19 protein-coding genes are annotated in these 20933 nt (G+C 68.7%); 13 read left to right on the forward strand and 6 right to left on the reverse strand.

The genetic code is table 11. The annotated features are described in order from the left end of the window. Positions 1–5: 5 nt before the first annotated feature. Positions 6–1091, reverse strand: a complete 1086-nt coding sequence (locus tag ACIGJB_RS20525; protein ID WP_483734131.1) for a calcium:cation antiporter — start codon at positions 1089–1091, stop codon at positions 6–8. Positions 1092–1870: 779 nt separating this feature from the next. Continuing rightward, complete coding sequence (locus tag ACIGJB_RS20530; RefSeq protein WP_483734132.1) at positions 1871–2275, reverse strand: NUDIX domain-containing protein; 405 nt, start codon at positions 2273–2275, stop codon at positions 1871–1873. A 230-nt stretch (positions 2276–2505) separates the two neighbouring features. Here ACIGJB_RS20530 and ACIGJB_RS20535 point away from each other — a divergent pair, with 230 nt between their 5' ends. From ACIGJB_RS20535 to ACIGJB_RS20545, 3 genes are all read left to right on the forward strand, one after another. After that, a complete protein-coding gene (locus ACIGJB_RS20535) occupies positions 2506–3150 on the forward strand; it encodes a UdgX family uracil-DNA binding protein (RefSeq protein WP_483734737.1) in 645 nt (214 codons plus the stop codon). A 173-nt stretch (positions 3151–3323) separates the two neighbouring features. Continuing rightward, positions 3324–3803, forward strand: a complete 480-nt coding sequence (locus ACIGJB_RS20540; protein ID WP_483734133.1) for a CBS domain-containing protein — start codon at positions 3324–3326, stop codon at positions 3801–3803. Between the two features lie 31 nt (positions 3804–3834). After that, positions 3835–6552: an ATP-binding cassette domain-containing protein gene (locus ACIGJB_RS20545; protein WP_483734134.1), complete on the forward strand. Its 2718-nt coding sequence runs from the start codon at positions 3835–3837 to the stop codon at positions 6550–6552. Positions 6553–6566: 14 nt separating this feature from the next. Here ACIGJB_RS20545 and ACIGJB_RS20550 read toward each other — a convergent pair whose 3' ends face one another. The 4 genes from ACIGJB_RS20550 to ACIGJB_RS20565 are packed head-to-tail and all read right to left on the reverse strand — an operon-like array spanning position 6567 to position 10487. Then, positions 6567–7430 carry a glycosyltransferase family 2 protein gene (locus ACIGJB_RS20550; RefSeq protein ID WP_483734135.1) on the reverse strand — a complete coding sequence of 288 codons (864 nt, stop codon included), beginning with the start codon at positions 7428–7430 and terminating at the stop codon, positions 6567–6569. Next, entirely contained in the window at positions 7427–8143 is a 717-nt protein-coding gene (locus ACIGJB_RS20555) for a PIG-L deacetylase family protein (RefSeq protein ID WP_483734136.1), read from the reverse strand. The genes ACIGJB_RS20550 and ACIGJB_RS20555 overlap by 4 nt, the downstream gene beginning before the upstream one ends. A gap of 31 nt (positions 8144–8174) precedes the next feature. Beyond that, entirely contained in the window at positions 8175–9215 is a 1041-nt protein-coding gene (locus tag ACIGJB_RS20560) for a UDP-glucuronic acid decarboxylase family protein (RefSeq protein WP_483734137.1), read from the reverse strand. Between the two features lie 12 nt (positions 9216–9227). Then, entirely contained in the window at positions 9228–10487 is a 1260-nt protein-coding gene (locus ACIGJB_RS20565) for a glycosyltransferase family 4 protein (RefSeq protein WP_483734138.1), read from the reverse strand. Positions 10488–10924: 437 nt separating this feature from the next. On the opposite strand from ACIGJB_RS20565, the gene ACIGJB_RS20570 reads away from it, so the two are divergent. The 10 genes from ACIGJB_RS20570 (at position 10925) to ACIGJB_RS20615 (ending at position 20933) form a co-directional block, all read left to right on the forward strand. Further along, positions 10925–11395 (forward strand): hypothetical protein, encoded by a 471-nt coding sequence (locus ACIGJB_RS20570; protein ID WP_483734139.1) that lies wholly within the window; start codon positions 10925–10927, stop codon positions 11393–11395. A gap of 121 nt (positions 11396–11516) precedes the next feature. Continuing rightward, positions 11517–12266 carry an SDR family oxidoreductase gene (locus ACIGJB_RS20575; protein WP_483734140.1) on the forward strand — a complete coding sequence of 250 codons (750 nt, stop codon included), beginning with the start codon at positions 11517–11519 and terminating at the stop codon, positions 12264–12266. Beyond that, complete coding sequence (locus ACIGJB_RS20580) at positions 12257–12865, forward strand: D-glycero-alpha-D-manno-heptose-1,7-bisphosphate 7-phosphatase (RefSeq protein WP_483734141.1); 609 nt, start codon at positions 12257–12259, stop codon at positions 12863–12865. Before ACIGJB_RS20575 ends, ACIGJB_RS20580 begins: the two co-directional genes overlap by 10 nt. Next, positions 12862–14031, forward strand: coding sequence for a lipopolysaccharide heptosyltransferase II (gene waaF / locus ACIGJB_RS20585; protein WP_483734142.1), 1170 nt, complete (start codon positions 12862–12864; stop codon positions 14029–14031). Before ACIGJB_RS20580 ends, waaF begins: the two co-directional genes overlap by 4 nt. Next, positions 14012–15799, forward strand: a complete 1788-nt coding sequence (locus ACIGJB_RS20590) for a carbamoyltransferase family protein (protein ID WP_483734143.1) — start codon at positions 14012–14014, stop codon at positions 15797–15799. The genes waaF and ACIGJB_RS20590 overlap by 20 nt, the downstream gene beginning before the upstream one ends. Beyond that, entirely contained in the window at positions 15786–16772 is a 987-nt protein-coding gene (locus tag ACIGJB_RS20595) for a glycosyltransferase family 2 protein (RefSeq protein WP_483734144.1), read from the forward strand. The genes ACIGJB_RS20590 and ACIGJB_RS20595 overlap by 14 nt, the downstream gene beginning before the upstream one ends. After that, the gene (locus ACIGJB_RS20600; protein WP_483734145.1) at positions 16769–17920 is read left to right on the forward strand and encodes a glycosyltransferase family 9 protein; all 1152 of its coding nucleotides are present in this window, start codon (positions 16769–16771) and stop codon (positions 17918–17920) included. Before ACIGJB_RS20595 ends, ACIGJB_RS20600 begins: the two co-directional genes overlap by 4 nt. After that, positions 17913–18860, forward strand: coding sequence for a glycosyltransferase family 4 protein (locus ACIGJB_RS20605; protein ID WP_483714101.1), 948 nt, complete (start codon positions 17913–17915; stop codon positions 18858–18860). The genes ACIGJB_RS20600 and ACIGJB_RS20605 overlap by 8 nt, the downstream gene beginning before the upstream one ends. Before the next feature lie 202 nt (positions 18861–19062). Then, positions 19063–19788, forward strand: a complete 726-nt coding sequence (locus ACIGJB_RS20610) for a BON domain-containing protein (protein ID WP_483734146.1) — start codon at positions 19063–19065, stop codon at positions 19786–19788. A 41-nt stretch (positions 19789–19829) separates the two neighbouring features. Continuing rightward, positions 19830–20933, forward strand: coding sequence for a flavodoxin family protein (locus ACIGJB_RS20615; RefSeq protein ID WP_483734147.1), 1104 nt, complete (start codon positions 19830–19832; stop codon positions 20931–20933).

Genomic DNA, 20933 nt, shown 5'->3' on the forward strand with positions numbered 1-20933 from the left:
CCCGCTCAGGGCACCACTGACAGGAACAGGTAGGCGGCCAGGATGGCGAGGTGCACCACACCCTGCAGGATCGTGGTGCGGCCCCTGCCCAGCGTCAGCGACGACACGATCAGCGTCAGCATCAGCAGCACCGTTTCCTTTGGTCCCAGCCCCAGTTCAAGCGGCTGTCCGATCCAGATAAAGACCGCGGCGACTGAGGGAATGGTCAGGCCGATGCTGGCCAGCGCCGAGCCGAGCGCGAGGTTCAGGCTGGTCTGGATGCGATCGGCGCGTGCCGCGCGCAGTGCGGCCAGGCCCTCGGGCAACAGCACCGTGGCCGCGATAATGATGCCGACCACCGCCGCCGGTGCGCCCGCGTGCAGCACGGCCGCCTCCACCGATGGCGACAGCAGCTTGGCCAGGCCGACGACAAGCACCAGGCAGACCACGAGCAGCAGGCCACTGGTGGCGGCGACGCGGCCCGGCGGCGGCGGCGCATGGACGTCCTCGTCCGAACTGTCGTCGGCCAGGAAATAGTCGCGGTGCCGCACGGTCTGCACGAACACGAACGAGCCGTACAGCACGAGAGACATCACGCCGGCGAAGCCGAGTTGCGCCGGCGTCAACACCGGGCCCGGCGAACTGCTGGTGTAGTTGGGTAGCACCATGGTCAGCACGAGCAGCGCCGCCAGTACGGCCATGGCGGCATTGGCGCCCGGCGCCTGGAACGCCTGCTCGCGATGGTGCAGGCCGCCGACGAACAGGCATAGCCCCACGATCCCGTTGCAGATCAGCATGACGGCGGCGAACACGGTGTCGCGCGCGAGGCCGGCTTTTTCCGGTCCTGGCGACAGCATCACCGAGACGATCAGCGCCACTTCGATCACTGTCACGGCGATGGCCAGGACAAGCGTGCCGAACGGCTCGCCGACGCGGTGCGCAACCACCTCCGCGTGGTGCACCGCAGCGAACACTGCGCCCGCGAGCGCGGGGGCCATGAGCAGGATCAGCCAGCCCTGTCCGGGCAGCGCAAGTCCGGCGGCGAGGATTGCCGCCGCCGCAAGCGGGGCCCACACGGTCCAAGCCGGCAGCTTGTTGGAAGTCAGTGCCATCCCTGTTTTTCCTTTCTTGTTTTGGTGTTCTGGGCGCCACCGAGCGGTGGCAAGGGACGTGCGGAGCCGCGGCCCGGCACGAAGCAGAAGGGTTATCCGTCACGGTGGAGCGCCGTGACGGCTGTGATAAGGCAAGTGGAGCGCGAATCAGTTCCCGAAAATTGCGACAAATTGAGCGAAATTCGCATTGAATGACGGCGATTTCGCGGGTTCAATCGTGACCAGGGCGAAGATGGCGCCGAGTAGGCATCTGCGCCGTTGATGTCGTCCCGCCTGCCGACTAGGGAGCCGCGTAGCAGCCGAAGGCGATGATGCGATATCGCGGGCAGTGTCGAGCCACGGACAGGCTCGGGGCTGGTTCAATCATTGCCGGAGAGCCTGCATACGGACGCGCTCCATGCGGCAGGCAGCCGGGCAGTCTCTGAAGCGAATACCCGTACGAAATTCCTCGCACGCTACGATCAATATTCGCCCGTTAGGGCAAGCGACGCGTTTTTTGGTTACTTTTTGTCGCTCGGACAAAAAGTGACTCGCCGGCTACGCCGGCGAAACAGCCGCGCCTGCCAAGAGCGACAAGGCCCCAGGCACCCCGCCCCCCTCAATCCCTCGAAGAACCATAAAAAAGCCCTCGGCCGGGGTGGTCGAGGGCTCGAAGTGGTTGGGGCGTGCCCGTTGCCCGCCCCAGCAACGAGTGTAGTCGCGAACCGCGGCTAGACAAGGCGTCAATTCCAGCGACTGTCGCGCGCCTGCGACGGTGTTTCGCCGCCCAAAGTGCATTGCTACCGTATTTCAGTCTGAAAAAACTGCGACACAATCTGCCGCGTCGTCGCACTGGTTTCGACTTCGCCAAGCTTCTCATGCGGCAGCCATTGCAGCGACTTGATTTCATGCCCCGCCTTCGGCCGCGCCGACGCATCAATGTCGGCGGTGAACACGTGATGCACCGTGGTCGCGCCGATGAACTGGAAAACCCCCACCAGCGCCTTGGTCTTCAGCGCCGTTTCCTGCTGCAGCTCGCGCCGTGCCGTTTGCTCCGGCGACTCCTCCTTGCCAGGCCGGCCGCCAGGCAGTGCCCATCGCACGCCGTCCTTCGAAACGAGCAGCACGCAGTCGTGCCGGATGCAGACGATGGTGGCCCTGACTTTCGGCTTCAGCGGTTTCAGTGCTTGCTTCAGTGCTTGCATTCTGGCTCCCTGAAATGAACCGCGGCGCGGCTGGCCGCATTTCCCCTGGCAAGTTCTGATGGCGTGGGCAACGGTGAAGCCGAGGATAGTACCCGCGATCGACGGGAGCCTGTCAATCGGCATCAGCACCCAGAACCCAGAACCCTGCAGCTGTCGTGCCAGCGGCGCGTGCCGCGATCCGGCATGCATCTTGAATCGTCCCTGACTGCCTGCCGCCAGTGTATGCACTCATGCCCCGCCGCGCCGAAAAATCCACCGACTCCGTTCCCGAGCGCCCGCAGCTCAATGCCTGCCGGCGCTGCCCGCTTTGGCACGATGCCACGCAGGGCGTACCAGGAGCGGGCCCAGCCAGCGCCCGCCTCATGCTCGTCGGCGAACAGCCCGGCAATGAGGAGGACCTGCAGGGCGAGCCCTTCGTCGGGCCAGCGGGCCGCCTGCTGGGCGAGGCGCTCGCGCAGGCCGGCCTTCAGCGTGAGGACGTCTACCTGACCAACGCCGTCAAGCACTTCAAGTTCCAGTTGCGCGGCAAGCGCCGTCTGCACAAGACCCCGGGCCAGCTCGAGATCGAAGCGTGCGGCATGTGGTTGGAGCAGGAGATCCACGCGGTCGGCCCCGCCGTTATCGTGGCGCTGGGCGCGACCGCCACCGGCGCCGTGCTCGGCAAGAAGCGCGTGGCCTTGTCGGCACTGCTGGACACGCCGGTCGAGCAGGACGGCCACCTCGTCGTCGTCACGTACCACCCGTCGTTCGTCCTCCGCCAGCGCAGCGAGGAAGCACGCGAGGCCGCGTTCGCACGCATCGTGGCCAGCCTGCGCCAGGCGGTCCGCCTTGCTGGCGAAGGCCGGTCAGGGAAAGCGCATCGCGTACGGGGGTAATCCGGGCTGCCGCGCTGCCCACCGGCGGTAAATCTTTCCATGTCGGACTGCAAATCCCCTCGCGACTTGCGCCGCGCGCGCCGCCCGTGCGTGGCGCGAGCGACAGGCATGGTCGTTGCGATCCCTTGCCTGCGCCACGAAAAAGAACGCGAACCGACCACATGGAGAAACTGATGGCCACCCGAACCCAGCATGCCTCCACGCCTGCCTCGAAAACGCTGCAGCTGCGGCTGCGCGACGTGATGACCGCCGATCCGAAGTACGTCACGCCTGACTGCACGCTGCAGGAGGCGGCCCGGATCATGGATGACCTCAATGTCGGCACGCTGCCCGTGTGCGTCGACGGTCATCTGCGTGGCATGGTGACCGACCGCGATATCACGTGCCGCTGCATCGCCGTGGGCAAGGACCCGCAGACACGGATCGCCGAGGCGATGTCGGAAGGCCCGCTATGGTGCCGCGATGACGACACGGTCGACGACGCGCGCGCGAAGATGGCCGAACGGCAGATCCGCCGGGTGCCCGTGATCGACAAGGACGACCGGCTGGTGGGCATCGTATCGCTCGGCGATATCGCGACCAAGTCCGGCGACATCGCCAAGGCCGGCGACACGCTGACCGAGGTCTCCAACCCGTCCGAACCCGATCGCTGAGCCGCCCCGGCGCGCTACCCGGCAGGCGGGAATGCCGAACACGCCTCGCGTCTCGCGCCGCCGGATCGCGGGCGAGCTGTGGCGCGCGATCTGGAAGTTCCGCGCGCGCGTGGTCGTGGCCATCGCCCTGTTGCTGCTCGCGAAGGCGGCAACGGTCGCGGTCCCGCTGGTCCTCAAGCTGATCGTCGACGAGCTGTCGCCGGTGCGCACGCTTGCGCACGCGGGCACGGGCGCGGAGCCCGCATCCGTGGCACGGCTCGTGGTGACGATGCCGGCGTACCTGGTGCTGGCCTACGCCGTGCTGCGCCTGCTTGGCAACGCATTCAACGAACTGCGCGACGTGGTCTTCGCCAATGTCGCGCAGAACACGGTGGCCAGCTTCATGGCCCGCACCTTCGCGCACCTGCACAAGCTCGGCGCCCGGTTCCACGCGCGGCGCGAAACCGGCGGCGTGATCCGCGACCTGGAGAAGGGCACGGCGGCAATCGGCTTCCTGCTGGGCGTGTCGGTATTCACCATCGTGCCTACGCTGCTGGAGATCGGCTCGGTGCTGATCATCATGGTGGCCGGCTATGGGGCGGCCTTTGCCGGGATCATCGTCGTGGTATTCGCGCTGTACGCGGGTTGCACGGTGCTGCTCGCGCGCCGCCGCATGCGCGTGCAGCGCCATGTCAACAGCCTTGAGGCGCAGACCAACAGCAAGGTGGTGGACAGCCTGCTGAACTACGACACGGTCAAGTACTTCGCGCGCGAGTCGTTCGAATCCGAGCGGCTGGGGCGGCTGCTGGGCCGCTGGGTTGACATCAGCGTGGAGAACCAGTATGCGCTGTCCACCCTGCATATCGCGCAGAGCGCATGCATCGCGGTCGGCGTGGCCGGCGTCATGCTGATGGGCGTCGACAAGGTCCTGCACGGCATGCTGACCGTCGGCGACCTGGTGCTGATCAACGCGTACATCATCCAGGTCGTGCTGCCGCTCAATACGCTCGGCTTCATCTTCCGCGAATCGAACGACGCCATGACCAATGTCGAGCGCCTGTTCGCGCTGCTCGACGCCAAGGGCCGCGCCGGCGAGGACACCGATGCACCGGGCGCTTCGGCACTGCAGGTCAGCCAGGGCACGATCGTGTTCGAGAACGTCAATTTCAGCTATGACCCGAGCCGGCATACGCTCTGGGATGTCAGCTTTCATGTGCGCGCCGGTCAGACCGTGGCCGTGGTCGGCGGCAGCGGATCAGGCAAGTCGACGCTGGCGCGGCTGCTGTTCCGGCTCTACCAGCCCGATTCGGGCCGCATTTTGATCGACGGGCAGGACTTGAGGCTGGTCACGCAGCGCAGCCTGCGCGAGGTGGTCGGCATCGTGCCGCAGGACACCATCCTGTTCAACGACACCATCGCCTACAACATTGCCTACGGCCGGGAAGGCGCGACCCGCGCCGACGTGGTGGACGCCGCGCGCGCCGCGCAGCTCGACACCCTGGTCGACCGCCTGCCCGATGGCTACGACACCATGGTCGGCGAACGCGGCGTGCGGCTCTCGGGCGGCGAGCGCCAGCGCGTGGCGATTGCCCGCGCCATGCTGAAGAAGCCGCCGATCATCGTCTTCGACGAAGCGACGTCCGCGCTCGATACGCGCACCGAGCGGGCGATCCAGCAGGAGCTGACCGCCGTGGCCCGGGGGCGCACCGCGTTCATCATTGCCCACCGGCTGTCGACCATTGCCGAGGCCAACCACATCCTCGTCATGGAACACGGCCGCGTCGTGGAAGCCGGCACGCACGAGGCGCTGCTCGCGCGCGGCGGCGTCTATGCGCAGATGTGGCGCCTGCAGCAGCAGCAACGCGAACTGGAACGCACGGAAGAGCGGCTCGCGATGCAGCCGATCCGGCTCGATACGCTGGTGGCCGGGGTGGTGGACGGCCTGCGCGACATCATCGCGGAACGCAACATCCACCTGTTTACGATCGTGAACGACGCGGAACTGCGCGTGACCGGCGACCCCGGCGTGCTGCAGCAGGCCATCTGGCAGCTGTGCGGAAGCGTGATCGATACCATGGACCCAGGCGGACGGCTCGAACTCCGGCTCGAACGGCTGGACGGCGATGCCGGCCTGACGCTCGCCGCGACCCAGCCCGCCGAGGGGCGGCGCGTGCCGCCGGCCGACGTGCAGCGGCTGCAGGTGCGGCTTGCCGACGCGGGCGTGCGGCTCACGGCCGACGCGGCCCGACAGACCTGGTGCTTCCGCATGCCGATGCGGCCGGTCCGCGAAGCGGTCGCCCCAGCCTTGCCGGTGCCCGACGAGTTCCCGGCGCCCGGCCCGCATTCGCTGCGCGACCTGTGCATCCTGGTACTTGACGACGATGCGACCACGCGCGAGATCCTGGTCGAAGCGCTCGAAGATCTCGGCGCACGCGCGCTGGCCTACGGGCACGGCAGGGATCTGCTGCAGGATCTCGCCGGCACGCCGCCTGCCGACTGGCCCAATGTGCTGCTGTGCGATATCGCGCTCGATGAAGAAGACGGCTATACGGTCCTGCGCGCGGTGCGGCGGCTCGAAAGCCGGCGCGAAGTGCCCCTGCTGCACCGGCTGACCGCCATCGCGCTGTCGGGGCATGCGCAGCCGCAGGACCGTATCCGCGCGATGATGGCCGGATTTCAGGTGCACTTGCCGAAGCCGGTCCGCATGGCCGAACTGATTGCGGCGATCCAGGCGCACAGGGCGCCAGGGTCGGATGTGAACGAAGAATAGCGGCGCTGCGAAGCTCAGCGCGCCGCGGCGCGCACCAGCCGCAGCGCCGCGGCGATGTGGCGCGGCACGACCTCGCGTTCCTGCAGCACCCAGCGCATGCCGCGCAGGAGATCGCCCCAGTCGCTGGGCTCCAGCTGCGTGGCCAGCTGCGGCAGGACACCGAGCGTTTCCGCCACGGCCATTGGCGCGGGCAGGCACAGCCAGGCCGACCACACCGCATTGCGCGCCAGCATGGCGCGGCGCCGCTGCGCGTCGCGCGCGGCGCTGGGATGGTGGTGCACCACCAGTTCGGGCGCGTAGACCAGCGCCCACCCCAGCGCGGCGAGGCGCAGCGAGAGCAGCGTTTCCTCGCCGCCGATGAAGAGGCGCGAATCGTAGCCGCCGGCCTCCAGGAAGGCGCCCGTACGGAAGGCGGTGGCCCCGGCCATCACGCCCAGGATCATGCGTCCGGGCAGGCCGGCGGAGGGCAGGGGGCTGTGCGACATCGCGGTACTGGTCGGGTCCTCGCGCTCGCTCTCGCCGACCAGGATGCGGGCGGTCAGCGCGCCAATCTCGGGATTCTTGTCGAACATTGCGCAGGCGCGGGCCAGCGCGCCGGCCTGCCACCAGCAATCGTCGTCGCAGAAGGCCACGTACGGCGTGGACGCCCACTGGGCGCCGAGGTTGCGGCCCGCGGCACCCAGGTTGGTGCTGCAGGACAGGCAGGCCACTTCCGGAAACTGCCGCGCCAGCATGGCGCAGGTCCCGTCGGTCGAGCCGTTGTCCACCACCGCGACGCGCGGCCGCTCCGGTAGCGCGGTGAGCTGGCGCAGCGTGTGCGCGAGCGTATCGCGGCGGTTGTGGGTCAGCACGACCACGCTGATGCAAGGGGCGGTCATGACGGGCTCCGTTCCGCGACGGTCAGCGACCAGTAGCGCTCGGGCGCGCCGATATCGGCGATCTGCGCTTCGCTGAACAGCGGAAGCTGGCTGGCGTAGGCCTTGACGGCCTCCATCTTGCGCGGCAGGAACGGCGCCGTGGCGAAAGACACCGGTGTCGCGAGCAGTCCCGCGCGCTGCCACGCGGCAAGCTGGCTCTGCACCAGGCCGGGCAGTCGCCGGTAGATCGCGTCCTCATAGAACAGCCATTGCGGGCCCTGGTGACCGAGGGCGGCGCGGTCTTCGTCATCGCCGCCCACGGACACCAGGGCCGGCCGGCACAGCAGCAGGCTGGCGGCATGTGTGAGGATATGGTCGCTGTGGAACAGGCCCATCGGCGCGATCACGGTACGGCTTTCGCGCAGCACCTGGCACTCGACGATGCGGGCCGCGATGGATTCGATCGTATAGGTGTGCCGGTACTGGCTGTCGAGCAGGTCCAGCCAGAGCGGGTGGCCGCCCAGCTGGCCGAGCGCGCGCGCGTCTTCATGGCGGCGCGACAGCACGGCTTCGCGCGCACTGGCGAAGCCGGCCGCGCGGTCCCATTCCGGCAACGGGATCTGCGCGGACGGCAGCCCGGCGAACACGGTCAGCACGCTCGGATTGTTGCCGGCCGCGATCAGGCATCCGCAGCTGAAGACGGCGTCGTCCAGGTGGGGGGAGAGGATCGTCATCCGCTCCGGGGCATGGAAGGTCGCCATCGCGTCAGGACACGTCCGAAGCGGGTTGGTGCCGCGCGGGCTCGGCGGGTTTCGATGGCGCTGACGGCTGCCCGGCCAGCTTCTGCCGCCGGACGCGCCCGGCCAGCCGCGAGACGAAATAGGCAACGGTCAGCCGCAGGCCCTGGGAAAGAGGAGTCGCCGGGTTCCATTGCAGCAGCGTGCGCGCGAGCGTGATATCGGGGCAGCGTTGCCGCGGATCGTCTTCCGGCAAGGGACGGTTCTCGATGGCCGAGCCGGAGCCCGTGGCCTGCAGGATCTCGCTGGCGATCTCGCGCATCGTGCTTTCGCACGGGTTGCCGAGATTCACGGGCGTAGCCGCGGCGTCGGATTCCATTAATCGGACCAGTCCGTCGACGAGGTCGTCGACATAGCAGAACGAGCGCGTCTGCGAGCCGTCGCCGTACAACGTGAGCGGCTCGCCGTTCAGTGCCTGCGAGATGAAGTTCGACACCACGCGGCCGTCGGCCGGATGCATGCGCGGGCCATAGGTGTTGAAGATGCGCGCGATGCGCACGTCCACGCCGTGCTGGCGGTGATAGTCCATGAACAGCGTTTCCGCGCAGCGCTTGCCTTCGTCGTAGCAGGCGCGCCGCCCGACCGGGTTGACGTGCCCCCAGTAGCTTTCCTGCTGGGGGTGGTTGTCGGGGTCGCCATAGACCTCGCTGGTGGAGGCCTGGAGAATGCGCGCCTTGACGCGCTTGGCCAGCCCCAGCATGTTGATTGCGCCGTGCACGCTGGTCTTGGTGGTCTGCACCGGATCGCTCTGGTAGTGGACCGGCGACGCGGGGCAGGCGAGGTTGTAGATCTGGTCGACCTCGACATAGAGCGGGAACGTCACATCGTGGCGCAGCAGCTCGAAATTGTAGAGAGGGAGCAGGTGGGCGATATTCTCCTTGCTGCCCGTGTAGAAGTTATCAACGCAAAGTACATCGTGGCCGAGTTCCACCAGGCGTTCGCACAAGTGTGAACCGAGGAACCCCGCACCGCCGGTGACGAGGACGCGCTTGCGATCGGCTTCCCGCATGGCTCTCTCCACTCAGGCCGCCACGCGGCGCGCCGGACGTTCGGCACCCGCGACGCGGGCATAGACTTGCTCCATCTGGCGGGCCACGTGCATCCACGTGAACTCTGCCTGCACGCGTTGCCGGCCGGCCATGCCCATGCCGCGCGCAAGCTCGCGGTCGCAGGCCAGCCGCGCGAGCCGCTCCGCTAGCGCCTCGGGCGCATGCGGCGGCACCAGGAAGCCGGTTTCGCCGTCGACCACCGTCGAGCGGATGCCGCCGACGTCGGCGCCGATGACCGGTACGCCACAGGCCATGGCCTCGACCGGCGTAATGCCGAACGGCTCGTACCACGGCGTGGTGACGAACACGTCGGCGGCGCTGTAGAAACCGCACAGCTGCGAGCGCCGGCGCCGTCCGACGAAGGTGACGCAGTCCGCCACGCCCGCGTCTTCGGCCACGGCCTGGAGCCGGCCGATTTCCGGCGTCGCCGCCACGCTCGGCTGGTCGGCGTTGCCGCCCACGACAAACAGCCGGGCCTGGATGCCATGCCCATGGCGCAGGTGCCCGATCGCGCGGATGACGTTGTCGATGCCTTTGCGCGGCACCAGGCGGCCGAGCTGCAGCACGGTGAAGGCGTCGGCATCCCACGCCAGCGTGCGGCGTGCTTCATCGCGTTCGATCGGGGCGAACTCATCTTCGTCGAACCCGCATGGGACGATGTCGATGCGCTCGGGATCGCCGTGGTACAGGGTGACCAGGTCGTCCAGGTCCTGCGGACATTCGGCCACCACGCGGTCGGCGTGGCGCACGAGGTCGTCCTCGATGTCGAAGCGGTTGTCCGGGAAGCCGTCGGCGCTGCCCTGATGCAGCCTGCGCACCTTGCCGAGTGCGTGGAACGTCATGACCAGCGGGATATCGAGCACCTGGCGCGCGCGCATGGCGGCCACGCCCGACATGAAGAAGTTGGCGTGCAGCACGTCGTAGCCGATCGCATCGCCGCGCATGAACGCCACCATGAAGTCGCCGAAGTCGGGCATGTATGGCAGCAATTGCTCCTTGGGCACATACACCGCAGGCCCGGCGGGCACATGGACCACACGGACATTGGGTGCGAACGTCACGATGTCCGGTAGCAGTGCCTTGTCGCGCCGCGTGAACACATCGACCAGATAGCCGCTCTTGCCGAGCTGGCGCGCCAGATGCGCGACGTAGACGTTCTGTCCGCCGCTGTCGACGCTTCCGATGCTCGCCAGCGGCGAGGCATGTTCACTGATCATGGCGATGCGCTGCATGGCGGCCTCCGGTCGGGTGGGGGATCGGTAGCCCGGCTCTGCAGCATATATGCCAGAGGTGTTGTGCGCTGTTGGGAAGCCCTCGATGCCGCAATGCGAGGGAACCGAAGCAGCAGCGTTATAGCGGTTCTCGGGCCGACCACCAACGCGTGCGCTGCCGGGCAAGCCCCGTGCCGGGGGTTTGAAGTTCCCGGTCGCGCTTTCTACCAGGCTTATGTAGAAGCGTCTCTCTTGGGGTGACGGGTTTTTTTGTTGGGTTCTTCGATGAAACTGCGGGGGCGTTGTGCTTGGCAGGCGCTGCTGTTTCGCCGGCTACGCCGGCGAAACAGCAGCGCCAGCCAAGCACAATGCCCCCGCAATTCGCGCAGAACCCTTTTGGCTGCCACAGGCATAGAGGTTGCATCATAGCGGCCCCCGACCCTAGCCTGGAGCGCGCGATGACCTCCCGCTTCGCCGATGCCGAGACCGCGCGCCGCGCGGTTGCTCTCGCCCTCCCGATGCTCACTGCCAGTCTCACCGACCGCGATGTCGGCGAGAGCCGCTGCATGCATATCGTCGTGATGGACCCATGCAGCCCCTTCGGCACGGGCACGTTCGAGGACGCAATCCTCTATGAACACTCGCTGCCCTCGCCGGAAAGCTGGGATGCCGATTATGCGTATTACGCGCGCGAGAAGGCGCGTATCGCGTGGCGTACCCAGGCCGACTCCGGCGTGGTGGCCACGCAATCCCCGCACCTGCTCGTCGCCGGCGACATGGCGCTGGCGGGTGGCATCGTGCTCGACGGCATCGTCGTGGCGGTCAGTGGCGCGAACGGCTGGTATGACGAGGCCTTCGCGCGCTGCATCGCCGCGTTGCTGCGTGCGGCGGCGATCGGGCACGCGCACGCGCACGCGCACCGGCCGTAGCCGCGCACTGGCATGCATTTCGCTCGGCTCACGCAGTCCGGCCGCCCGGGGCGGCCTGGTATCGACCCTTGACCCTTGACCCTTGACCCTTGACCCTCGACCCTCGCACCGGAGAAATAACATGGCGGGCAAAGACCCACTGCTGGAAGGCAAGCGATTCCTAGTGAGCGGCGGCGGCCGCGGCCTCGGTGGCGAGATCTGCCGCGTACTCGGCGAAGCCGGCGCGCGCGTAATCATCGCCGACCTCGACCTGTCGCGCGCGAGCGCGTGCGCGGCTTCGCTGCGGGAAACCGGCGCGGACGTGGAGGCCATCGGCGTGGACGTGTCCGACGCCGACGCCGTCGACCGGCTGTTCGCGGAGATCGCACGCGCCGGCGGCAGGCTGGCCGGCCACCTCGACGGCATCATCAACAACGCCGCCATCGACATCACACTGCCGGTCGAGGAAGTCGACACCGAACAGTGGCGCCGCGTGCTGATGGTCAACCTGTACGGGCCGTATCTGCTGGCGCACGCCGCCGTGCCACTGATGAAAGCGCAGGGCAGTGGGCACATCGTCAATATCGCGTCGACCGCGTCCAAGCGGGCATGGCCCAATGCATCGGCCTACCACGCCACCAAGTGGGGCGTGCTGGGCTTCTCGCACGCGCTGCACGCCGAACTGCGCCCGCATGGCATCAAGGTCTGCGCCATCGTCGCCGGGGGCATGCGCACGCCGTTCCTGCTCGACCGCTTTCCCGATATCGACACCTCGACGCTGCAGGACCCGGCCAATGTCGCGCGCGCCGTGCGCTTCGTGCTGACGCAGCCGGAAGAGACCGTGATCCCGGAACTCATGGTCCTGCCGATGAAGGAGACGTCATGGCCCTGATCCGCACGCGCAAGGGCGCCGTCCTGCTCGACAAGGACGGCACCCTGCTCCGGAACGTGCCGTACAACGTGGACCCCGACGAGATGGTCCTTGCGGACACCGCCGGGGACGCGCTGCGCGTGCTTGGCGACCTGGGCGTGCCACTGGTGGTGGTCAGCAACCAGCCGGGCGTGGCGCTCGGCGGCTTTGAAGAGCAGGCACTGCAGGCCGTCCACCGGAAGCTTGCGGCGTTGTTCCGACTTCATGGGGCCAGGCTCTCGGGCTTCTTCTACTGTCCGCACCATCCGGAAGGCGCGGTGGCGCAGTATGCCGTGGCGTGCAGTTGCCGCAAGCCTTCGCCGGGCATGTTGCGCGCGGCGGCGTCGGTGCTGGGCTTCGACCTGGAGGCGTCGTGGATGATCGGCGACATCCTCGACGATGTCGAGGCGGGCCGGCGCGCGGGCTGCAACACGATCCTGGTCGACTGCGGCGGTGAAACCGAATGGGTCGGCGGGGCCTGGCGCACGCCGGATTTCGTGGTGCCGACGCTGGCGCATGCGGCGCGGATCGTTGCCGGCGAGCACGTGCCGGCCGCGCCGTTCGTAGCGAGGCCGGCATGACGACGTGGGCGCGCGCACGCCGGCTCCTGTGTGTCCGGCTGGACAATATGGGCGACGTCCTGATGACGACGCCCGCCATGCAGGCACTCGCCGAAGCGGTGCCGGGGCGCCGGCTGACCCTGCTGACTTCATTGGCATCGGCCCGGCTCGCGCCGCACCTGCCGATGGTCAGCGACGTGATCGGCTGGGACGCGCCGTGGGTGCGGCATGCCGAGTCGCCCGGCCCCGAAGAATCGGCGCGGCGACTGCGCGCGTGCGCCGCGCAACTTGCCGCAGGGCGCTTCGACGCGGCCGTGATCTTTACGGTCTACAGCCAGAGCGCGTTGCCCGCCGCCATGCTGTGCGTGCTGGCGGGAATTCCGCTGCGGCTCGCGCACTGCCGCGAGAACCCCTATGCGCTGCTCAGCGACTGGGCGCCCGAGACCGACCCCGGAGGGCGGCCACGACACGAAGCCCAGCGCCAGCTCGACCTGGTCGCGCAGGTCGGTGCGCACACTTCGGACAGGCGACTGCGGTTTGCGGTGCGCGACGCGGACCGTGCCGAACTCTCGGCACGGGGCCTGCAAGCTGCCGGCAAAGCCAGGATCGTGGTGCACCCCGGCGCTACCGCGCCGTCGCGCCGATGGCCGGCGGAACACTTCGCGGCAGTCGCCGGCCAACTGGCGCGGGAGACGGGGGCCACCGTCTTCGTGACCGGCTCGGAAGCCGAGCGCGAGGTGGTCGAAGACGTCTGCCGCAACGCCGGGTCATCCGGCGTCGTGCCGCTGGCCGGCGTGCTGCCATTGGGTGAGTTCGCGGCCCTGCTCGAATCCGCGGACCTGCTGGTGTCGAACAACAGTGGCCCCGTGCATATCGCGGCGGCGCTCGGCACGCCCGTGGTGGACCTGTACGCGCTGACCAACCCGCAGCACACGCCATGGCAGGTGCCGCACCACACGCTGTTCCAGGACGTTCCGTGCCGCTACTGCTACAAGAGCACGTGCCCGCAAGGCCATCACCGCTGCCTGCGCGGCGTCGGCCCGCAAGCGGTAGTGGCCGCGGCGCTGGCGCTGCTCGGCGGAGACAGCCCCGCCGAAAGCCCGATGCCATGGCCGCAAGACCCGGTGCCGGACAGCCAGCCGGTTTCCACCGTCGAGGAGAGGACGCATGTATACGCTTGGCATTAACGCCGCCTACCACGATTCCGCCGCCTGCCTCGTGCGCGACGGCGAGGTGATTGCCGCCGCCGAGGACGAGCGCTTCACCCACATCAAGCACGGCAAGCGGCCGGTGCCGTTCAGCACCTGGGAACTGCCGTACCACGCCATCGACTACTGCCTGGCGCAGGCAGGCATCGCGCTGGCCGATGTGGACCACATCGCCTACTCCTACGATCCCGCGCTGTTGCTCGGCGAGCGTCGCGACGATGAAGCCCTGTCGCTGCCGCTGGAACCGTCCCGCGCCAGCGCGGCGGCGCCGTGGGAGCCGCTGTTCCTGTCCTATATCGTCAACGCGCCGCGGCAACTCGCGTCGGGCGCGCCGCATCACCTGCAGGCCAGGTTCCACGGCGTGCGCCATGACGGCCCGTTCCGCTGGCACTTCGTCGAACATCATATGGCGCACGAAGCCAGCGCGTTCCTGGCCGCCCCGTTCCAGCGCTGCGCGGTGCTGACCATGGACGGCCGCGGCGAGCGCGCCACCACCAGCTACGGCGTGTTCGATGGCAGCGCGTATCGCCGCATCCGGCAGATCGACCTGCCCGATTCGCTCGGCCTGCTGTATGAACGCATCACGCGGCATCTCGGCTTCCTGCACTCGTCCGACGAGTACAAGGTCATGGCACTTGCCTCCTATGGCAAGCCAGCCTATCTCGACACGTTCCGCGAGATGGTGACGCCGGACGGCGCGGGCGGCTACCGCGTCGCCGAAGCTGATCTCGATGCCGTGCTGGGCCCCGCACGCGCGCGCGGCAGCGCCATGACCGGCCGGCACTTCGATATCGCGCGGTCATTGCAGCAGGTGCTCGAGGAAACCGTGGTCGGCATGGCGACGTGGCTCGCGCAGACCTCCGGCGAACGTTGCCTGGCGATGGCGGGCGGCGTGGCGCTGAACTGCGTGATGAACGCGCGCGTGCGCGACCAGAGTCCGTTCGACGCGGTGTGGGTACAGCCGGCCGCGGGTGACGCGGGCACGGCGCTGGGCGCGGCATTGTGGGTCGACTTCGAGCAGCGCGGCCGGCCGCAGCGGCACTGGCAGATGGACCACGCCTACCTCGGCCCCGCCTTTGGCGACGACGAGATCGCGGCCTTCCTCGACTGGGCCAAGTTGCCGTATACGCGGCTGGACAACGTGGCCGAGACCACCGCCGCGCTGCTCGCGCAGAACCGGATCATCGGCTGGTTCCAGGGCCGCATGGAGTTCGGGCCGCGCGCGCTGGGCGCGCGCTCGATCCTGGCCTCGCCGATCGACGCGGGCATGCAGCAGCGGCTGAACCAGATCAAGGACCGCGAGGATTTCCGGCCGGTGGCGCCCGTGGTCCTGCAAGAGCGCATGGCCGAGTGGTTCCACGCCGACAAGCCCGGCGACGGCACCGCGCCGTTCATGTTGTTCGTCTATGACGTCAAGCCGGACATGGCCGCGCGGATTCCCGCCGTCACGCACGTCGACGGCACCGCGCGCGTCCAGACCATCCGTCGCGACCAGAATGCCGCCTACTACGACGTGCTGGCAGCGTTCGAGCGCCGCACCGGCGTGCCGATCCTGGTCAACACCTCGTTCAACACACGCGGCGAGCCGATCGTCTGTACGCCGCGCGATGCGGTCGAGTGCTTCTGGACCTCGCCGCTCGATGCGCTGGTGATCGGCTCGTTCCTGCTGGAGAAGCCGGCCGCGCCGGCGGCATCGGCCGCTACGACGCCTGCCACGGCAGCGGAGATGGCCGATGCCGGCGCCTGATCCTGCCGTCTCGGTCGTCATCCCCACCTACCGGCGGCCCGACCTGCTGGAGCGGTGCCTGCGCGCGCTGTGCGCGCAGGACATCGAAGCCGGCGCGTTCGAAGTCATTGTCTGCGACGACGGCTGCGAGGCGCGCATCGCGCAGCTGGTGGCGGAACTGGCGGACGAACATCCGCACATGGCGCTGCGCTACGTCGCAGTGCCAGACACGCAGGGGCCGGCCGGCGCGCGCAATGCGGGCGCCCGGCTCGCGCGTGGCGCCATCATCGCCTTCACCGACGACGATACGATCCCGGCGCCGGCCTGGGTGCGGGAAGGCCGCCGCACGCTGGCGTCCCGGCCCGCATGGAGCGCCGCGTCCGGGCGCACCGTGGTGCCGACGCCGCCGCGGCCCACCGACCATGAGCGCGACACCGCCGGCCTGGCCACCGCCGAGTTCGTGACGGCCAACTGCTTCGTGCGGCGTCAGGCGCTGGTGCGCGTGGGCGGGTTCGACGAGCGCTTTACGCGCGCCTGGCGCGAGGATTCGGACCTGCAGTTCCGGCTCGAAGAACAGGTCGGGCCGGTGGGCCGGGCCCCGGCCGCCGTCGTCGTGCATCCGATCCGTCCCGCGCCGTGGGGCAGCAGCCTGGCCGCGCAGGCCAAGGTGTATTTCGATGCGCTGCTCTACAAGAAGCACCCCGCGCTTTACCGGGCGCGGATCCGCCGTGTCCCGCCGTGGCAGTACTACGTGATCGGGCTGGCCATGGCCGTGATGGGGGTGGCCGCGGCCGCTGGCGCGTGGCGCGCTGCGGGGATGGCCGCGGCGCTCTGGCTGGTGCTGACCGCCATGTTCTGCCGGCGCCGCCTGCAAGGGGCGGCGCTGACGCCTTCGCATGTCGCGGAGATGGTCGTCACATCGATCCTGATTCCGCCGTTGTCACTCTACTGGCGCCTGCGCGGCGCGGTAGCTTTCCAGACGAGGTTCCTATGAACGCGCCGCTGTTGTTGAGGAACATGGAAAGAGGCGATGGCGCGGGATTGGGCGAGGCCGCGGTGCTGCCATTGCCGTCTGCCAGCCCCGCGTGGGGCCGCGCCGGTCGCCGTATCGCGGTGTTTCGCGCGCTGCAGCTCGGCGACATGCTCTGCGCCGTGCCGGCCCTGCGCGCGTTGCGCGAAGGCGAGCCCGATGCGCAGATCACGCTGATCGGCCTGCCGTGGGCACGCGAGTTCGCCAGCCGCTTCGCGCACCTGATCGACGAGGTGCTGGTGTTCCCGGGCGCGCCAGGCTTTCCCGAACAGCCTGTGGACGGGGCGGCACAGGCGGCCTTCCATGCCGCGGCGCGCGCCCACCGGTTCGACCTTGCCATCCAGCTCCATGGCAGCGGAACGCTCAGCAACGATGTGGTGCGCCAGCTGGGCGCGCGGGCCATGGCCGGGTTCTGCGCCAGCGCGGCGGACGCGGGGCTGGCCGGCGAGACGGAGCGGCTTGTTCCATGGCCCGACGGCAACGAGATCGAACGCCTGCTGGGCCTGACGCGCGCACTGGGATATCCGGACGTCGACACGCACCTTTCGTTTCCGCTGCGGCCGCAGGACCATGCCGGCTGGGAACGGCTTGCCGAGCAGCACGGGCTGATCGGCGGCGAGTACATCTGCGTGCATCCGGGCGCGCGGATGCTGTCGCGCCGCTGGCCGGTCGAACGCTTTGCCGAAGTCGCGCGGCGGCTGCGCGCGCACTGGAAGGTGGTGGTCACCGGCGCGCCCGACGAAATCATGCTGACGCACCGGCTGTGCTCGCTGGTCGGTGGCGACGTGGTGAACCTCACCGGCGTCACGGCGCTTGGCGAACTGGCCGCGCTGATCGCGCATGCGCGGCTGCTGCTGTGCAATGACACCGGCCCGTCGCACCTCGCCGCCGCGCTCGATACGCCGAGCGTGGTGGTCTCGTGCGGCGGCGACAGCCAACGCTGGGCACCGCTGGACATCACCTTGCACCACGTGCTTGCCTCGTACCCGCCATGCCGCCCCTGTGGCTGGCAGAAATGCCCGATCCGCCACGAATGCGCGACGGCGATCACGGTCGATGCGGTTGAGGCCGCCGCGCTCGGGCTGGCGTTGCAGAGCTATGACCATGCCTAGACGATTGCGCATCCTCACGTGGCATGTCCACGGCAATTACCTGTACTACCTGTCGCAGGTACCGCATGAGTTCTACCTGGTGACGCGCGAGGGGTATCCGCCCGGCTATGCCGGCGTGGGCGGCTCGCTGCCGTGGGGACGCAATGTGCATGAGGTGCCCTGGGAGCGCGTGGCCGCGACGGAGTTCGACTGCGTGCTCTACCAGCACCGCAGCCACTATGAACACGACCGGGAAGCGCTGCTCACGCCCGTGCAGCGCAACCTGCCCACGCTCTATCTCGAACACGATCCTCCGCAGGAGCACCCCACCAACACGCTTCATCCGGTCCAGGACCCGAATGTGCTGCTCGTGCATGTGACGCCGTTCAACGCGTTGATGTGGGACAGCGGCGTCACGCCCACGCGCGTGATCGAGCATGGCGTGGTGGTCGACGCATCGGTGCGGTACACCGGCGCGCTCGCGCGCGGCATCAGCGTCGTTAACCACCTGGGCCGGCGCGGGCGCCGGCTCGGGGCGGATGTGTTTGCCGAAGCCCGGCGCATGGTGGCGCTCGACCTGGTCGGCATGGAAGCGGAAGCGTCCGGTGGCCTGGGCGAGGTCCCGAACGATCAGCTCGCGGGGTTCATGGCGCGATACCGGTTTTTCTTCCACCCGATCCGCTACACCAGCCTCGGGCTCGCCGTGGTGGAGGCGATGATGATCGGCATGCCCGTCGTGGGGCTGGCGACCACGGAGTTGTCGACGGTGATCCGCAACGGCTCCAATGGCTATGTCGATACGCGCACGGAGAGCCTGGTGGAAGTCATGCGGGCGCTGATCGAGGAGCCCGTGCTCGCGGCGCGCTGGGGGCAGGCGGCGGCGCGCACGGCGCACGAACGCTTTGGCATTGGACGCTTCGTGGCCGACTGGCAGTCCGCGTTCCGTGACGTGGCCGGATGACGCCTTGGTGCGTTGGTGGCTTGCTGGCTTGCCGAGCGGCGCATGCAAGTTTTCCCGGTAGCGATGTAAATCACACGGCGCCCCGGGTGCGCAGGCGGCGTGGCTGCGCGCGCAGCGCGGAGGTATGGAACTTGCGGCGACGTCGGGCGCAAGGGACGGCGCCACCGGCGCCGGGCCCACCCCAACTCAACCGGAGTGATCGATGAACCGAGGCGAATATGGTGACCGCCGGCGCCACGACGCGTCCGACCAGGACCCGCCAGACAATTTTGACGATGAGGCGGTCAGCCGGCAGCGCGGCGCCGGCGCCGATCCGCGCTGGCAGGCCGGGGCGCGGCAACCGGCCAACGGCTGGTCGACATCGCCGCGTTCGCCAGGCGCGCCGCGTCGCGGCGCCCGCACCGAAGCGACTGAAGTCAGTGCCCCGCCCGCGCCGCGCGATCCGAACTGGCGTTCGCGCCGGGACTGGCACCAGGGCGGCGGCAACGATTCCGGATACGGCGACGACCGGGAACGGCTGTTGCGCACCCAGCGCGAGGAGTGGGGCGCCAGCCGTGCGCCCCGGGACACCGGCCAGGGTGAACACGGCTATGTGCCGTTCGCCGGCGCGGCGCCATGGGAGCCCATGGACTTCGGGCGCCCCGAGCACGCAGCCGGCCAGCGCCAGGCTTCCGGGCCCAAGGGCTATCACCGCCCGGACGGGCGCATCCAGGACGAGGTGTGCGAACGGCTGGCACATAGCTGGTTCGACGTGAGCGAGGTCGAGGTGGCTGTCGCGGACGGCATCGTGACACTGAGCGGCAAGGTCAGGGAACGCGGGCAGAAGTACCGCATCGAGGAAGTCGTCGATACGGTGTTTGGCGTCCGGGACATCGACAACCAGATTCGCGTGGGGCGCGCTTCGGCCTCTTCGCAGGACGCCACATGAACCCACCGGGCCACGGTGCGACACCCGAGGCCCTTACCGCCATGGCCAAGCAAGAAAACGCCAGCGCCGATGCGGCGCACGACATACGCAAGGGACAGGTCGTCGAATTCATGTCTCGCGAGGCATTCCGCGCGCGCTTTCGTGCGCGCTATTTCGATCCGGCGTTCCGCAAGGAAGACGCGTCGATCGACCGGCTGGAGGCGATCGCCTGGGATGCGTATAGCCAGGGCCGCAAGGCGCCCGTCACCGAGAAGGCCGGTGCCGGCGCGGCGGACCCGGGCTATGACCTCTCCGTCGAGTGGCGCCAGGCGCGCGATGCCGTGCGCGACGCCGCGCGCCGCCACGACGATCCCAAAGCGGACCCGCGTGTGCTGCTGGTGATCTGCGCGTCGCGCAATGACTTCACCTGCCCGGGTGAAGTGTCCAAGTCCTGGCGTCTGGCCAAGCTGGCATGTGCGCGCATGGAGACCATGGGGATCACGGTCGATACGCTCGACCTGAGCCTGCTGGCTTCCGATCCGGACCGCCATATCCACCCTTGCAAGGGCTGCGTTTCCACCGCCATGCCGTTGTGCCACTGGCCGTGCAGCTGCTATCCAAACCATGCGCTCGGCCAGGTCAACGACTGGATGAACGAGATCTACCCGCGCTGGGTCGCGGCGCATGGCGTGTTGATCGTGACGCCGACCTACTGGTACCAGGCGGCCAGCCCGCTCAAGCTGATGATCGACCGGCTGGTGTGCGCGGATGGCGGCAATCCCGACCCGAGCAGCACGCATGGCAAGACCGTGGCGGAGGCCAAGGCGCTGGAGCTGAAGGGGTGGGATTACCCCAAGCATCTGGCCGGCCGTGTCTACGGACTGATCGTGCATGGGGACGTGGCCGGCGTGGGAAGCGTGCGCCGCGCGCTGGGCGACTGGCTCGGCTGGATGGGGCTGATCGATGCCGGGCCGCTGGCGCAACTCGACCGCTACATCGGCTACTACACGCCGTATGCGACCTCGCACCGCGCGCTGGATGAGGACGCGGGCGTGCAGCGCGAGGCGGAGAACGCCGGCGCCGCCGTGGCGGAGGCGGTCAAGCTGCGGCGTGAAGGAAAGTTGCCGGCCGTGGGCGGCGACCTGGTTGCGCCACGCCCGAAGTAG

Source organism: Cupriavidus sp. C2SS-8b (assembly GCF_057073745.1).

What these genes read in the sequence shown, in the direction of transcription:
- ACIGJB_RS20525 (WP_483734131.1), bottom strand. Translation starts at nt 1,091, where the DNA reads ATGGCACTGACTTCCAACAAGCTGCCGGCTTGGACCGTGTGGGCCCCG.
- ACIGJB_RS20530 (WP_483734132.1), bottom strand. Translation starts at nt 2,275, where the DNA reads ATGCAAGCACTGAAGCAAGCACTGAAACCGCTGAAGCCGAAAGTCAGG.
- ACIGJB_RS20535 (WP_483734737.1), top strand. Translation starts at nt 2,506, where the DNA reads ATGCCCCGCCGCGCCGAAAAATCCACCGACTCCGTTCCCGAGCGCCCG.
- ACIGJB_RS20540 (WP_483734133.1), top strand. Translation starts at nt 3,324, where the DNA reads ATGGCCACCCGAACCCAGCATGCCTCCACGCCTGCCTCGAAAACGCTG.
- ACIGJB_RS20545 (WP_483734134.1), top strand. Translation starts at nt 3,835, where the DNA reads ATGCCGAACACGCCTCGCGTCTCGCGCCGCCGGATCGCGGGCGAGCTG.
- ACIGJB_RS20550 (WP_483734135.1), bottom strand. Translation starts at nt 7,430, where the DNA reads ATGACCGCCCCTTGCATCAGCGTGGTCGTGCTGACCCACAACCGCCGC.
- ACIGJB_RS20555 (WP_483734136.1), bottom strand. Translation starts at nt 8,143, where the DNA reads ATGACGATCCTCTCCCCCCACCTGGACGACGCCGTCTTCAGCTGCGGA.
- ACIGJB_RS20560 (WP_483734137.1), bottom strand. Translation starts at nt 9,215, where the DNA reads ATGCGGGAAGCCGATCGCAAGCGCGTCCTCGTCACCGGCGGTGCGGGG.
- ACIGJB_RS20565 (WP_483734138.1), bottom strand. Translation starts at nt 10,487, where the DNA reads ATGCAGCGCATCGCCATGATCAGTGAACATGCCTCGCCGCTGGCGAGC.
- ACIGJB_RS20570 (WP_483734139.1), top strand. Translation starts at nt 10,925, where the DNA reads ATGACCTCCCGCTTCGCCGATGCCGAGACCGCGCGCCGCGCGGTTGCT.
- ACIGJB_RS20575 (WP_483734140.1), top strand. Translation starts at nt 11,517, where the DNA reads ATGGCGGGCAAAGACCCACTGCTGGAAGGCAAGCGATTCCTAGTGAGC.
- ACIGJB_RS20580 (WP_483734141.1), top strand. Translation starts at nt 12,257, where the DNA reads ATGGCCCTGATCCGCACGCGCAAGGGCGCCGTCCTGCTCGACAAGGAC.
- waaF (WP_483734142.1), top strand. Translation starts at nt 12,862, where the DNA reads ATGACGACGTGGGCGCGCGCACGCCGGCTCCTGTGTGTCCGGCTGGAC.
- ACIGJB_RS20590 (WP_483734143.1), top strand. Translation starts at nt 14,012, where the DNA reads ATGTATACGCTTGGCATTAACGCCGCCTACCACGATTCCGCCGCCTGC.
- ACIGJB_RS20595 (WP_483734144.1), top strand. Translation starts at nt 15,786, where the DNA reads ATGCCGGCGCCTGATCCTGCCGTCTCGGTCGTCATCCCCACCTACCGG.
- ACIGJB_RS20600 (WP_483734145.1), top strand. Translation starts at nt 16,769, where the DNA reads ATGAACGCGCCGCTGTTGTTGAGGAACATGGAAAGAGGCGATGGCGCG.
- ACIGJB_RS20605 (WP_483714101.1), top strand. Translation starts at nt 17,913, where the DNA reads ATGCCTAGACGATTGCGCATCCTCACGTGGCATGTCCACGGCAATTAC.
- ACIGJB_RS20610 (WP_483734146.1), top strand. Translation starts at nt 19,063, where the DNA reads ATGAACCGAGGCGAATATGGTGACCGCCGGCGCCACGACGCGTCCGAC.
- ACIGJB_RS20615 (WP_483734147.1), top strand. Translation starts at nt 19,830, where the DNA reads ATGGCCAAGCAAGAAAACGCCAGCGCCGATGCGGCGCACGACATACGC.